The organism is Paraburkholderia phytofirmans PsJN, assembly GCF_000020125.1.
Lineage (GTDB): Bacteria > Pseudomonadota > Gammaproteobacteria > Burkholderiales > Burkholderiaceae > Paraburkholderia > Paraburkholderia phytofirmans.
The window spans coordinates 2,243,667-2,258,030 of record NC_010681.1 but is presented as its reverse complement, the minus strand read 5'-3'; the positions used below and the strand labels follow the sequence as shown (position 1 = coordinate 2,258,030).

General features: G+C 61.4%; 11 protein-coding genes. 5 read left to right on the top strand and 6 right to left on the bottom strand.

Going from position 1 to position 14,364, the window contains the following annotated elements:
• The first annotated feature begins 106 nt into the window (after nucleotides 1-106).
• From BPHYT_RS09910 to BPHYT_RS09895, 4 genes are all read left to right on the top strand, one after another.
• Complete coding sequence (locus BPHYT_RS09910; RefSeq protein WP_012433003.1) at nucleotides 107-2,092, top strand: primary-amine oxidase; 1,986 nt, start codon at nucleotides 107-109, stop codon at nucleotides 2,090-2,092.
• Nucleotides 2,073-3,080 (top strand): hypothetical protein, encoded by a 1,008-nt coding sequence (locus BPHYT_RS09905; protein ID WP_148225078.1) that lies wholly within the window; start codon nucleotides 2,073-2,075, stop codon nucleotides 3,078-3,080. The genes BPHYT_RS09910 and BPHYT_RS09905 overlap by 20 nt, the downstream gene beginning before the upstream one ends.
• Nucleotides 3,081-3,117: 37 nt before the next feature.
• Nucleotides 3,118-4,596: a phenylacetaldehyde dehydrogenase StyD gene (styD, locus tag BPHYT_RS09900; RefSeq protein ID WP_012433001.1), complete on the top strand. Its 1,479-nt coding sequence runs from the start codon at nucleotides 3,118-3,120 to the stop codon at nucleotides 4,594-4,596.
• 117 nt (nucleotides 4,597-4,713) lie between these two features.
• Nucleotides 4,714-5,649 carry a LysR substrate-binding domain-containing protein gene (locus tag BPHYT_RS09895; protein ID WP_012433000.1) on the top strand — a complete coding sequence of 312 codons (936 nt, stop codon included), beginning with the start codon at nucleotides 4,714-4,716 and terminating at the stop codon, nucleotides 5,647-5,649.
• 26 nt (nucleotides 5,650-5,675) lie between these two features.
• On the opposite strand, the gene BPHYT_RS09890 is transcribed toward BPHYT_RS09895, so the two are convergent.
• The 4 genes from BPHYT_RS09890 to aldA all read right to left on the bottom strand — a co-directional run bounded on the left by BPHYT_RS09890 (nucleotide 5,676) and on the right by aldA (nucleotide 11,547).
• The gene (locus tag BPHYT_RS09890; protein ID WP_012432999.1) at nucleotides 5,676-7,337 is read right to left on the bottom strand and encodes a GMC family oxidoreductase; all 1,662 of its coding nucleotides are present in this window, start codon (nucleotides 7,335-7,337) and stop codon (nucleotides 5,676-5,678) included.
• A 70-nt stretch (nucleotides 7,338-7,407) separates the two neighbouring features.
• A complete protein-coding gene (locus BPHYT_RS09885) occupies nucleotides 7,408-8,625 on the bottom strand; it encodes a mandelate racemase/muconate lactonizing enzyme family protein (protein WP_012432998.1) in 1,218 nt (405 codons plus the stop codon).
• Nucleotides 8,626-9,948, bottom strand: coding sequence for an MFS transporter (locus BPHYT_RS09880; RefSeq protein WP_012432997.1), 1,323 nt, complete (start codon nucleotides 9,946-9,948; stop codon nucleotides 8,626-8,628).
• Nucleotides 9,949-10,101: 153 nt separating this feature from the next.
• Nucleotides 10,102-11,547 (bottom strand): aldehyde dehydrogenase, encoded by a 1,446-nt coding sequence (aldA, locus tag BPHYT_RS09875; RefSeq protein ID WP_012432996.1) that lies wholly within the window; start codon nucleotides 11,545-11,547, stop codon nucleotides 10,102-10,104.
• Between the two features lie 285 nt (nucleotides 11,548-11,832).
• Here aldA and BPHYT_RS09870 point away from each other — a divergent pair, with 285 nt between their 5' ends.
• Entirely contained in the window at nucleotides 11,833-12,990 is a 1,158-nt protein-coding gene (locus tag BPHYT_RS09870) for a porin (protein ID WP_012432995.1), read from the top strand.
• Between the two features lie 143 nt (nucleotides 12,991-13,133).
• On the opposite strand, the gene BPHYT_RS09865 is transcribed toward BPHYT_RS09870, so the two are convergent.
• Nucleotides 13,134-13,622, bottom strand: coding sequence for an MgtC/SapB family protein (locus BPHYT_RS09865; protein ID WP_012432994.1), 489 nt, complete (start codon nucleotides 13,620-13,622; stop codon nucleotides 13,134-13,136).
• A 60-nt stretch (nucleotides 13,623-13,682) separates the two neighbouring features.
• Nucleotides 13,683-14,357, bottom strand: coding sequence for a type IV pili methyl-accepting chemotaxis transducer N-terminal domain-containing protein (locus BPHYT_RS09860; protein ID WP_012432993.1), 675 nt, complete (start codon nucleotides 14,355-14,357; stop codon nucleotides 13,683-13,685).
• Between the last annotated feature and the right edge of the window lie 7 nt (nucleotides 14,358-14,364).

Genomic DNA, 14,364 nt, shown 5'->3' with positions numbered 1-14,364 from the left:
GAAAATATTATTGGGTTCCTACGATTTGCCATCGACTCAGCGTTCGCCGCGCCTCGTTCACCTCGCGAGCACGCTGTCCGGTCCAGCAACTCCTTACGGGAATCTTATGAACACGAATGCCACGACAGCCGCCCACGCCCCCTTTCATCCGCTCGATCCGCTGAGCGGCGCAGAAATGCAGCTCGCGTGCGACCTCGTGAAAGCCGCCGAGAAACTCGACTCGCACGCACGTTTTCCGATGGTCGAATTGCGCGAGCCGCCGAAAGCCGAAGTGGTGGCATTCAAGACCGGTGAATATTTTTCGCGCACGGCCTTCGTGCTCGCGATCGATCGTACGAATGGCGCGACGATCGAATTCGAGGTGGACCTGAGAGAAAAGAAAATCGCCGCGCGCCGTGTGATGCCGTTCGGCGAGGCGCCGTACGGCCAGCCGCCCATCATGATCGACGACTTCATGAACGCGGAACAGATTGTCAAGAGCGATGAAGCCTGGCGCGTGGCTGTCATGAAACGCGGCCTCAGCGAAAAGGATCTGGAACGCGTTCAGGTCGACCCGTTCTCGGCGGGCTGTTTCGATCGCGAGAACGAAAACGGCCGGCGTCTCGTGCGTTGCGTGAGCTACTACCGCGAGACGTTGACGGATAACGGCTACGCGCATCCAATCGAAGGCGTGATGGCCGTGGTCGATCTGCTCGAAAAGAAAGTGATCGAACTGGTGGACGACGGCCGCATCATTCCGATTCCACGCGCCAAGCACAACTACGACACACCAAGTCTCGGCGAGCCGCGCAGCACGCTCAAACCGCTGTCGATCGATCAGCCCGACGGCCCGAGCTTCACGATCGACGGCTGGCATGTGAACTGGCAGAACTGGAATTTCCGCGTCGGCTTCACGCCGCGCGAAGGGCTGGTGCTGCATCAACTGTCATGGGACGACGGCAAGAGCACGCGCCCGATCATCTACCGTGCGAGCGTCACGGAAATGTGCGTGCCCTATTCCGACCCGACCACGAACCACTACTGGAAAAGTGCGTTCGACGCGGGTGAATACGGGCTGGGCAAACTGGCAAATCAGCTCGAACTCGGTTGCGATTGCCTCGGTACGATCCGCTATTTCGACATTCCGTCCGCGGACGATTTCGGCAACCCGTTCGTGATGAAGAACGCCGTCTGCATGCACGAAGAAGACTACGGCACGCTGTGGAAGCACTATGAATTCCGCACCGGCGTATTCGAAATGCGCCGCTCGCGACGCCTCGTGATCTCCTTCTTCGCCACGGTCGGCAATTACGATTACGGCTTCTACTGGTATCTGTACCAGGACGGCACGATTCAACTCGAATGCAAATTGACCGGCATTGTGCAAACGTCGGCCGTGGCCGATGGCGACACCTATCCGTGGGGCGGCATGATCACGGAGAACCTGGGCGGCCCGACGCACCAGCACTTCTTCAACGCTCGCATGCACATGATGGTGGACGGCGAGCGCAACACGGTGACCGAACACGAGTTCGTGCCGCGTCCCATGGGCGAGAACAATCCGTACGGCAATGTGTTCGATACGACGAAGCGCGTGTTGAAGACCGAAAGCGAAGCTGCCCGCAACGCGAATGGCAGCACAGGCCGTTACTGGAAGGTCAGCAACCCGAATGTGAAGAATGCCGTCGGCGCGAATCCGGGCTACAAACTGGTCGTGAACGACTCGCCGCTGATGCTGGCCGACGAGCGTTCGAAGGTGCGTCAACGCGGCGGCTTTGCCACGCGTCACGTGTGGGTTACGCCGTTCGATCCGGCTGAGCGCTATGCAAGCGGCGATTATCCGAATCAGCATTCGGGCGGCGACGGCCTGCCGCGTTATATCGAAGCGAACCGCAACATCGAGAACGAAGATGTCGTGCTGTGGCACAGCTTCGGCCACACGCATGTGTGCAAGCCCGAGGACTTCCCGGTGATGCCGGTGGAGTACGCCGGTTTCATGCTCAAGCCGAACAACTTCTTCTCGGCCAATCCGACGATGGACTTGCCGGCCGAGCGTGATCTGAACAGCGTCGAAGACGGCAAGTCCACGGATCATGGCTGCTGCAAGCACTGATCCGCTCAGGCCACGTGCGCGGCACGCCGCTTTGGTACGCATGCTGTGCGCGAGTGCGGCATGCGTGTGCCTCGCGGGCGGCAGTGCTGCGCTGGTGATGCAGGCCGGCCTCGGCCGCCATGCTACCGAGCTATGGATGAGCGCGCTGATGCTGGCGGCCATGATGAGTGTGCCGCTGTTGATGTCGCGCTCGTCGGGCCGACCCACGCTGCTGGCGCGCGCCGCGACGCTTATCGTGACGATCGGCGCAATGAATAGCGTGCCGTCGTATTTGAATGGTTCGGCGCATGGTATTGCGATTGCCGTGCTGATGATCGCGACGGGCGTTGGCATGTTGTTCAATGCGCTGCACGTCAACACCGAATCGCGTCACTACAGGGATCGCGGCATTAACCAAGATCCCGATTCGATCAAGGTAGCGACACCGTCAACTGCAACGGCTCTCCTCGCCTTGCTCGCAGGACTATCCAGCGGCAGTCTCGCCCGCTTCCAGCTCTTTGCAATCTGCGGCGTCAGCGGCGCACAACCGTTGTGGCAAATCTTGCTTTCGCTTGCAGCCGTCTGCGCGCTGGCATTGATCGCCGAACACTTGCGCGGCAATCGCATGTTGATGGCCTTGTACATCGCGCGCGCGACGCTGATCGGCTCGCTCGCGGCGAACGACAATCCCGCGCTCGCGCCACTCGCGGCAGCGGTCTTTCTGATTCTCGACTGCCTGACGATTCCGGCGCTCATGAACTTGCGCGGCAGATCGACGAGCTTATTGAGCGCCAGTTGCCCCGGCGTTGCGCATCACATCGGCATGGTGCTCGGCGCGGCGTTATCCACGACCCCCTACTTTTTCGGCGATGGATTCGTCTTGCTGTACGCATTGAGCGCGACGGCGAATGTAATCTGCGCCGCGTCGTTAGCAACGCGTTGGCGCACAAAGCAGCACGTCCACCCGCACCTGAACCCCTACCGCCGTCAGACGAACCCTTCCGGCTAGCGCCACGGCCACTCAACCCCAACGGAGACGAACCACCATGACCGAACACAAGCTAGCGGCCACATTGCCGCACACCATGTTCATCAACGGCGAAAAAACCGGCAGCGCCGCGGGTAAAACCTTTCCGGTCTTCAACCCAGCCACTGCTGAAGAAATCGCGCAGATCCCCGACGCATCCGAAGCGGATATCGATCACGCGGTCAGAACCTCGAAGGCAGCCTTCGAATCCGACGCGTGGCGCAGAATGCCGCCGGCCGTCCGCGAGGGTCTGCTGCTGAAACTCGCCGACCTCGTCGAGCGGCATAGCGACGAACTCGCCACGCTGGAAACGCTGAATCAGGGCAAGCTGATTGGTTTCTCGAAGATGCTGGAAGTGGCGGGCAGCGTGCAATGGTTGCGCTATATGGCCGGCTGGGCGACCAAGATCGAAGGCAGCACGTTCGATCTGTCGATTCCGTTCCCGCCGGGCACGCGCTACAACGCATCGACCAAACGCGTGCCCGCCGGCGTGGTGGCCGCGATCGTCCCGTGGAATTTTCCGCTGCTGATGGCGGTATGGAAAATTGCCCCGGCGCTGGCCTGCGGCTGCACCGTGGTGCTGAAACCCGCTGAAGAAACGCCGCTGACGGCCATCCGTCTCGCCGAACTCGCGCACGAAGCGGGTTTCCCTGCGGGCGTATTCAACGTGGTCACCGGCCGTGGTGAAACAGCCGGCGCTGCGCTCGTGCGGCATCCGCTGGTGAAGAAGGTCACGTTCACGGGTTCGACCGAAGTCGGGCGCATCATCGGCCGTCAATGCGCGGACGATCTGAAGCGCGCGTCGCTCGAACTGGGCGGCAAGAGCCCGGTGATCGTGCTCGACGACTGCGATCCGCGCAAGGCGATTGAAGGCGCGGCCGGCGCGATCTTCTTCAACCACGGCCAGGTTTGCACGGCGGGCTCGCGCCTGTATGTCGCGCGCTCCATCTATGACGAAGTCGTGCAAGGCATTGCCGCCGTCGCCGACGGTATCACGCTCGGCTCCGGTTTTGACGCCGCGACGCAGATGGGTCCGATGGTCTCCGCGCGGCATCGCGACAAAGTGGCCGGCATGATCGCGCAGGGCAAGGACGAAGGCGGCGAGATTGTGTCGCGCGATGCGCGCGTGGAGCGCGAGGGCTACTTCGTGCGTCCGACGGTGATCGCCAATCGCGCCTGCAAGCCGCTTGCCGTCGTCAAGGAAGAGGTGTTCGGCCCGGTGCTGGTCGCCATGCCCTATGACGATCTGGACGAAGTGCTGGCTCAGGCGAACGCCTCCGAGTACGGTCTCGGCGCGAGCGTCTGGACCAATCAGCTCGACAAGGCGCTGCGGCTCGTGGACGGCATCGAGGCCGGAACGGTGTGGGTCAACACGCACAACATGGTCGACCCGGCGATGCCGTTCGGCGGCTTCAAGGCGTCGGGCATAGGTCGTGAACACGGCAAGTCGATCATCGAGTCCTATACGGAAAGCAAGTCGGTCTGTATTGCTTATTGAAGCTGCAACGCCTGCGCGGCGCATTCATGGGCGGCGCGCCGCGCGGGCAAACCAGTAAAATGCCGGGACATCGCGCGTCTGCGCGCTCACTCCCGGTCGAACATCTTGAAACGCAAAATGCCCGCGCTGAATGCGCTGAAAGCCTTCGAAGTCGCCGGCCGCACGGGCAGCTTCACCCGCGCCGCGGAACTCCTCAACGTCACGCAAAGCGCGGTGAGCCGCCAGGTTCGGCAACTCGAGGCGCAATTGGGCGAGACGCTGCTGCAGCGTCACCATCATCATCTGGAACTGTCGGCTGCCGGCCGCGTTCTTCTGCAAGCACTGCAGCAATCCTTCGACCGTATCGAACTCACGGTTCGCGGCCTGCAGGAAAAGACCCATCGCAATCGCCTGCGCATTAATGCGCCACCCACCTTCACGAGCCGCTGGCTGATGCCGCGCCTTGGCCGCTTGCGTGATGCACATCCGCAACTCGAACTGAGTCTGTCGACGCGCGTCGACGACAACCTCGCGGAATCCGGCGTGCTCGATTGCGCGATCCGTTTCGGCAATGGCGAGTGGGAAGGTGTCGAAAACCGTCTGTTGATGAGCGAGCGCCATATCGCGGTGTGCTCGCCCGCCTTGCTCGCGCGCCAAGCAGGCAGCGCGGCAATCGATCTGAATCAGTTCACGCTGTTGCATGTGCTTGCGAGCGCCGATCAGCGCTACCTTACCTGGCAGCATTGGCTCAAGGCCGCGGGCATTGAAAACGTGGACACGCGCGGCGGTTATGAATTCGATCTGCTCGATCACGCGATTCGCGCGGCAATCGACGGGCTCGGCGTGACCATCGCCGACCGTCACATGATTGCGCGCGAACTGGCCGAGGGCCAACTCGTGCAAGTATTGAACGTGCACGTTGACGGGCATCAATCGTACTGGTTCGTGACGCGAGCCGAACAGGACGAACTGCCGCACGTCGCGTTGTTTCGCGACTGGTTGCAGCAGGAAATCTGGTTGAGCGGACGGGCGCTCGATGCGTCGGAATCGGCGCCTTTGAGCGACGCCGGTTGAAGCCGGTTGAAGCGCGCGTTACCGGATCACGCAGCCGCAGCCATCTCCGCGGTTACAGGCCGATACGCAACTTCGCTCGCGGCGTCTTCGAGAATCATGTCGGCGCCCTTCTCCGCCACCATCATGGTCGGTGCATTGATATTGCCCGACGTGATGTTCGGGAAGATCGACGCATCGACCACGCGCAAGCCCGCGATACCGTGCACGCGCAATCGCGCATCCACCACCGAGCTGCGCGGATCGTCGCCCATCGCGCACGAACCGCACAGGTGATAGATCGAGCCCGATTGCTCACGGAAGTACTGCAGAAAGCCCTCGCGCGTATTCACCTGCGGCCCCGGCGAGATTTCCTCGACCGTGATCGCCTTCAACGCCGGCGACGCCATCACCTTGCGCACCAGTTCGCACCCCTGGATCACTTCGTCGATGTCCTTCTCCGTGGTCAGCGCGTTGATGCGGATCTTCGCGGAGTCTTCGGCGCGATTCGATGCGATCTCGATCGAACCGCGGCTGGTCGGCCGGCACGGATTGAACGCCAGCAGAAAGCCCGAGTACGGTTCGGGTTCGAGATTCGCCTTGTTGCTCTTCGGAATGCGGTACGACAACGGATTGAAGTACAACTGCAGATTCGGCTGCGTTTGCAGATCATTGCCTTTGAAGAAGCCGCCCGACTGGTTCACGCTCATCGCGAGCGGTCCTTTGCGCGTCAGCAGATATTGCAGACCGAGCTTGAGCTTGCCGAGCAGCGGCCGCATTTCGTCGTTCAGCGTCTTCATATTCGCGCGATAGTAGAAGCTCACGCACAAATGGTCTTGCAGATTCTGGCCCACGGCGGGCAGTTCCTTGACCATCGCGATGCGATGCTTCGCCAGCAACGCGCTGTCGCCTACGCCGGAGAGTTGCAGCAGCTTCGGCGAATCGACCGCGCCCGCCGACAGAATTACTTCGCGCGTCGCCATGAATTGCCGCGTGGTGCCGTTCTGCATGACGCTCACGCCGATCGCGTGTTGCTTGCCGTCGAATAGAACGCGGCTTGCCAGCACGTCGCGCTCGACGGTGAGGTTCTTGCGCGAGAGCACCGGGTGCAGATACTCGAAGCTGCTCGACGAGCGCTGGCCGTTACGCGTATTCACATCGTAAATGCCGGCGCCTTCGAATTGCGCGCCGTTGAAGTCGTCGCTGCGTTGATAGCCGGCCTGATCACAGCCTTTCAGAAACACGTGGCAGATCGGATGCACCGCGTCTTTCATCGGCGAAATACGTATCGGTCCGTCGGCGCCGTGATAGTCCGTATTGCCGAGCGGATGCGATTCGAGCTTGCGGAAATACGGCAGCACGTCGCGAAATGCCCAACCTGTATTGCCGGCGGCGGCCCAATCGTCGAAATCATGCGGCTGGCCGCGCACATAAATCATCGCGTTGATCGAGCCCGAGCCGCCCTGCACCTTGCCGCGCGGACAATAGATCGGCCGGTTGTCGAGTTCCTTTTCCGGCTCGCTGTAGTACATCCAGTTGTAGGTTTCGTTGTAATACGTCTTGGTGAAACCCACCGGAATCTTGAACCAGAACGAGCTGTCCTTGCCGCCCGCTTCGAGCAGCAGTACCGAGTATTGGCCCGACGCCGACAGGCGATTAGCGAGAATGCAGCCCGCCGAACCCGCGCCGACGATGATGTAATCGTAGTTCATGCTCTATATCGCCAGACGGCGCTCAATCCATTGAAACGTAGTGGTGAAATCCGCCAGATGCAAGGCGCACTCAACCCTTGGCCGGCGCGAGATCTTTCACATCGGCCGGTTGCGCCGCCATTTGCAGATGCAAACGCTCGCCGGTGTACGGCGTATGCTGCCTGACGACTTCCATGTTCAGCTCGACGCCAAGGCCCGGTTCTTGCGACGGAATGATGTAGCCGTCTTCCCATTGAATCGGCTTCTTCAGCACGGCCGCATGAAAACCGTCCCACGTGCCGATGCTTTCCTGAATCAGGAAGTTCGGCGTGCACGTCGCGAGCTGGATGCTGGCCGCCGCGCCGATCGGCCCGTTGTACAGATGCGGCGCGATCTGCGCGTAGTACACCTCGGCCAGCGCCGCGACTTTCTTCGCTTCGAGCAGGCCGCCCACGCGCGCCACGTTCAGTTGCAGAATCGACGCGGCGCCGGCTTCGAGCAGCTTGAAGAATTCGTACTTGGTGGTCAGGCGCTCGCCAGCCGCGATCGGAATGCTGGTGTGCTGCGCGACCTTCGCCATCGCGCCTTCCTGGCCCGGAGGAACCGGCTCTTCGAACCACAGCGGATCGTATTTTTCGAGCCGTTTCGCGAGCCGGATCGCCGACGAAGGCACCATCTGCCCATGTGTGCCGAACAGCAGATCCGCCTTGCTGCCCACTGCTTCACGTACACGGCGGCAGAAGGTTTCGCAACGGTCCAGCACTTCCATCGACAGTTGATGGCCCGAGTACGCCGTGTACGGTCCGGCCGGATCGAACTTCACGGCCGTGAAGCCGCGCTTGACGTTTTCAAGCGCGCATTCGGCCGCCAGATCGGGATCGTCGTAGTCGTACTCGCCGCGGCTGTTCTTCGGATACAGATACGTGTACGAACGCAGGCGCCGATTCACCATGCCGCCCAGCAACTCATACACCGGCTTGTTAGCCGCCTTGCCGATAATGTCCCAGCACGCCATTTCCAAACCGCTGACCACGCCCATCATCGTCAGATCGGGGCGTTGCGTGAAACCGCTCGAATACGCTTCGCGCCAGAGCCGCTCGATGTGATGCGGGTCTTTGTCGAGCAGATAGCGGCCGAATACGTCGTCGATGATGTGGGTCATCGCTTTCGGATGGAAGGTCGCCGAATAGATTTCGCCGACGCCTTCAATCCCGCAATCGGTCTTGAGCTTGACGAAGATCCAGTACATGCCGCCCACGTGCGGCGGCGGTACGGCGACGATATGCGTTTCGAGCGAGACGACTTTCATTTACGCAACCTCTTTTCTATTGAGCATGTTTCTCAGCGCAAGCCCGGCAAAGCCGCCGAGCGCCGCCATGACGGCCACATAGCCGAAGTAGAGCTGGTAGCCGAAGACGCCCGGGAACGTCTGCGTCAGATAACCGTTGATGAGCGGCAGGAACACGTCCGGCGAATAACCGAGCACCGAGATCAGGCCGATCGCGAGGCCCATCGTGGCAGCCGGAATATTGCAGCGGTCCAGCAGCGACCAGTACAGGCCGCGAATCGCGTAAGTCAGAATGCCGATGAACAGCACGAGGAACACCAGCAACACGTGGCTTGAAATACGCGGCGCCGCCATCAGGCCCAAGAGCGACAGCGCGGCGAGAAAGAGCGCGATCACCAGCACCGACACCTTCGAATAGCGATCGCCGAGAAAGCCGCCGCCGATGCCGCCGATCGGGCGCATCCACAACTTGAGCGTGGTGATCGTGCCGGCCATCACGACCGTGAGGCCGATTTCGCCTTCATGCAGATAGGCGGAGAAACTGTAGGTCGCCCAGAACACCTGGTAGCCGCAGAACACAATGGCGGCAACCAGCCACAGTTCGGGAATCTTCGCGAGCGTCTTCAGATCGGTCAGTACGTTGTTGCGTTGACGCGCGGCGCGATTGGCGGCCGCGTCTTCAGTGCCTTGCGGGTCCTTGACGAGCGCAAGCACTACGCCGAGCGCGATGCAAAGAAACGCGTACATGTAGACCACCAGCTTGAAACCGGCCGCGACCGGTTCGCCCTTGGTCTGCGTCACCCATGCGAACAGCGTGATCGCGATGGTCGCGAGCATGGCTTCGATCAGGCCGCGTCCGCCGTCGAGCAAGCCGAAGAAACGGCCCTGCTCATGCGCGCCGGCAATCATCGTCACGCGTTTGATGACGGCGGCCCAGAACGTCAAACCGGTCGACAAACCCCAGCCGCCGAAGATCATCATCAGCATCGGGAAAGAAGGCGCGGTCGAATACCATAGCCCGAGCACGCCGGTGGCGATCAGAGAAAAACAGATCAGCAAACGCGGCGCGATACGGTCCGCGAGCCAGCCGCTCGGCAGATAGCTCAACAGAAAGATCGTGCCCAGCGACGAATACAGGTAGCCGAGCTGGCTGTCGGTGATGTGGAACACTTCGAGCATCGTCGGCTGGTACACCTGCCGCAGATACAGAATCGGATAGATCGCGCCGGCTGCGATCACCAGCAGGACGAGCTGGATATAACGCTGCGTCTTGCTGTTTTGCAGGGCGGCCTCTTCGTCGCGTAACGCGAGCGAAGCATCGGTTCGAACGGGTTGGGATGACACGTGAGCGCTCCTCAGAGACACAGCGCCGGCCCATCGGGCCGCCCGGTCTCCAATATGTTTTGTTATGGACTGGCAGCAGAATCGCTGCGTTTTTCAGATTGCAAGGAAGACACGCGCAATCGATTTTGACGTGCGACGCGTGCCGGTTCAGCTTCAGTACTTCATGACCACCAGACGGGTCTGGGTGAATTCGAGCATGCCGTGCTTGCCGTCGTCGCCGCCGAGGCCCGAACGTTTCCAGCCGGCGTGAAAGCCCTGATACGGATCGGCGGGCGTACGGTTCACGTACAGTTCACCGGCTTCGATGCCGTTGGCGACCTTCATCGCGCCGCGATAGTTCTCCGTATACAGCACCGACGAGAGGCCGAATTGATGATCGTTGGCCATCTCCAGCGCTTCGTCGAGCGTGCGGTATTTGACGACCGGCATGACCGGACCGAAGGTTTCTTCCTGAATGATTTCCATGTCCTGACGGCAATTCGACAGCAACGTGGCGGGATAGAAGAAGCCTTTGCCTTGACCTGGTGTGGGCAGCTTGCCGCCGGTTTCGAGCGTGGCGCCCGCTGCGACCGCGCGTTCCACCATCGCGTGAATCGATTGGCGCGACGCCTCGTTGACGAGCGGACCCATTAGCGAAGGCTGTTCGCTGCGATCGCCGCTTTCCACTGCGCTCATGTGCTTTTTCAGCAGCGCGACGAAGCGGTCATGCACGCTTTCCTGCACGTAGACGCGTTCGATCGCCGTGCACAACTGGCCGCAATGCGTCGTCTTGGACGCGACCAGATCGCGCGCGGCTTTCTCGAGATCGGCATCGGCCTCGATGATCGCGGGCGTCTTGCCGCCCAGTTCGAGCGACGGCTTGGCGATGTTCGCCTTGCAATAGTCGAGCACCTTGCGGCCCGCGCCGACGCTGCCCGTCAGTGTGATCATGCCGACCTTGGGATGCGTGCAAAGTACCTCGGCCGTGGCATGGTTCATCGCGAGAATGTTCACGACGCCCGCAGGCAAGCCGGCCTTCTCTACTGCCTTGGCAATTTCGAACGCGGAAGTCGGCGTGTTGTTGCTCGGGCGCACGACGACGGTGTTGCCGGCGATCAGCGCCGGCGCCACTTTGCGCATGAACGTGTAGACGGGATAGTTGAACGGGATCAGACACGCGACCACGCCGATCGGCTCGCGATGCAACACGAGGTTTTCGTCGGGTGCATCGCTCGGAATCACTTCGCCTTCGATGCGGCGCGCCCACTCTGCGTGATAGCGCGTGATCTGGCTGGCGTAGATCGCCTCGTTGGTGGCGTCGGCCACGCTTTTGCCCGACTCCAGCGCGAGCGCCGCGCCGATGGCGGGCGCGCATTCGGTCAGCGCATCGGCGAGCTTGTGCAGATAGACCGCGCGCTCGGCCTGCGGCAGCTTGCGCCAGCCCTTTTGCGCGACGGCGGCGGCATCGACAGCGGCAATGACTTCGGCCTGAGTCGCGCCCGTGACATGGGCGATCACGGCCTCGGTGGCCGGATTGCAAACGGCGATGAGCTCGCGGCTAGCGGTGTCGGCCGCCGGTTCGATGAACCGGCCGTTAGCAAAATTCCGATCGAGTCGCATGGTCGTCTCCTGAAAAGCGTGGTGCGAAAAACGCATTGCCCTCGGCTATGGTCTTCATGCCAAAGGTGCATGAACGGAATTTTTCTCTGGGTCACTGCTCGCCACAAGCGAATAATTCGCGGGATAAACATTCGAAAAAATCACGTTTATCCAGGGATGTGCCTCATTCGCGATCCGCATCCCGAATAGCAGAATCCGGGCTTTGCCAAAAAGCAGCGGGCTGCAGATGCGTTCGGAATCGACCGGCGCGTTCGGTCCGCTCACTACCAAGGTCTGGAGCTCATGATGAAAAAGAACCGCATTGCTGCCGCCGCATTCACCGCACTCGCCTCGCTGGCGGCGTCGCCGGCCTTCGCTCAAAGCAGCGTCACGCTGTACGGCGTGCTCGACGAAGGCATCGACTACACCAACAACGCGGGGCACGGCGCGGTCTGGGAAATGGCGAGCGGCTATGCGCAAGGCAGCCGCTGGGGCATGAAGGGTTCGGAGGATCTGGGCGGCGGTCTGAAGGCCGTGTTTCAACTCGAAAACGGCTTCGACGTGAGTTCGGGACGGCTCGGCCAGGGTGGCCGCATGTTCGGCCGCCAGGCGTATGTGGGTCTGAGCGACGGCCGCTTCGGCACGGTCACGCTAGGCCGCCAGTATGATTCCGTGGTCGATTATCTCGCGCAGACCACGGCCAACGGCAACTGGGCCGGCTACCTGTTCGCGCATCCGTATGACAACGACAACACCGACAACTCGTTCCGCCTCGGCAACAGCGTGAAATACGCGAGCCCGGAAATGGCGGGCTTCCAGTTCGGCGGCGCTTACGCTTTCAGTAACGACACCAACTTCGCGAACAACCGCGCGTATAGCTTCGGCGGGCAGTATGCGAATGGCGGCCTGCTGATCGCCGCGGCGTATATGCAGGCGGACAACCCTGGCGTGGGCTCGACAGGCGCGATTACCGCGAACGACGCGAGTTTTATCGCGGGACGTATGCGCGTGTACGGCGGCGGCATCAACTACACGTTCGGCTCGGCGACGGCTGGTTTTGCCTACACCAACTCGAACTACAAGAATCCGACGGGCAACGGCTATATCGGTATTCCGCTGGCCGCGCCGGGTGTGACGTTGAATACGCTGAAGTACCAGAACTTCGAGCTGAACGGCAAATACCAGTTCACGCCGGCGTTTTTCGTGGGCGCCCAGTACGTGTACACGATGGAAAACTACGATGCGTCGTCAGGCAGCGTGAAGCCGAAGATTCACTCGGTGGGTTTGATGGCGGATTACGACCTGTCGCGGCGCATCGACGTGTATGTGCAGGGCGAGTATCAGAAGGTCGCGGGCGATTCGACTCACTCGATTCTCGACGACGCGTTTATTCCCGGTGTGCAGGCGCCGTCTTCGACGGGCACGCAGGTCGCTGTGCGGGTTGCGCTGCGGCATAAGTTTTAAACAGTGGAGGCTGGCGCGCGTGGATTGTTGCAGTCGTGCCGGCCTCGCCACAATGCCCAAATGGACTGGCCGGTTAACATGCAAGTCATTGCCTGCATGTTTTTTCACGGCGATTTCTCTTGGATCGACAGCTCGCCGTACCTCTACTTCTCTTCCTGTTCCCGACTTTTGAACAGCCGCGCGCTCGACAGAATGGCCAGCGCGATCGCCACGCTGAGAATCGCCGTCGCCTCGCGCCCGAGCCCCGCCGCCACGCCGACGCCCGCAGTGAGCCACAAGCCTGCCGCCGTCGTCAGACCGCGCACCTCGCGCTCGGCACTGAGCTTGATGATGGCGCCCGCGCCCAGAAAACCAATCCCGGACACGAGTCCCTGCAAGACCCGGCTCATGTTGTCCTGCGAGAAACCGGCCTGTAGCGGCACTACTACGAACAGCGCCGCACCGACCGACACCATCATGTGCGTGCGCATGCCGGCGTCACGACGCGACATCTCACGCTCGAAACCGAGTATGCCGCCGAGTATCAACGCCAGCCCGAGGCGCATGAGAACCTGAGTGACGTCGGCCGCGCTGCCGAGATCGGAGAACTCTCCCCGGGCGGTTGCCCACACCGCGTGCCACCAGTTGTCCATTACATTTGCCCGACGTTCCGAAAACGCCAAGCATACGACAATAACGCCGCACTGCGTGCTTCATCCCGCCGATGTTTTCTGAACGAACGCGCTCACAACGGCCTCGAGTTCCTTCGTGATCGACGTCATCACACCGGCCACCACAGCGAACTCGCGGCCGGTCACATGCGCGCGGCTCGCCACGATCTGGCCGTTGAACGAGACGATGTGCGCTTCTTTCGCGATGGCCTTGATCCGCTCGATCAACTGCTGCTGCTCCTTCTTCTGCAATCGCGCTATGCGCCGGCTTTCCTGTTCATAGACAGCCGTGACGCCGTGCAGATGCGTGAGCAACGGATCGACGGATTCGACCAGGGCCTTGAGTGCATCGCCCGCGCGCGGCGAAGCGCGCCCGATCGCCTCCAATGCGGCCGAAGCCAGCGCGATAAATTCCGAGATTTTCCCGGCGACATTTTCGCGGCCATGAAATGCTTCGCGCAACGCTGGCGAAAACAGGCCGGGCAAGCCATCGCGGCCTTGAATCAGCGCCGTATGACTGTCGGTGAATGTGTTCAGCGTGTCGCGTGCGATCGTCAGCGCGCCGTCGAACTGTTGAAGCGCCAACATCGCTTTCAACACGATGCGCTGCGAAAGCATGCGCTGACGCCCCGCCATATTGATCAACGAACTCAACACCTCGCTGGAGACGTCCGCGTCGGACGGCGGTGCGTGAACCCGTTCTGTCGTGATGCTCATCGTGACT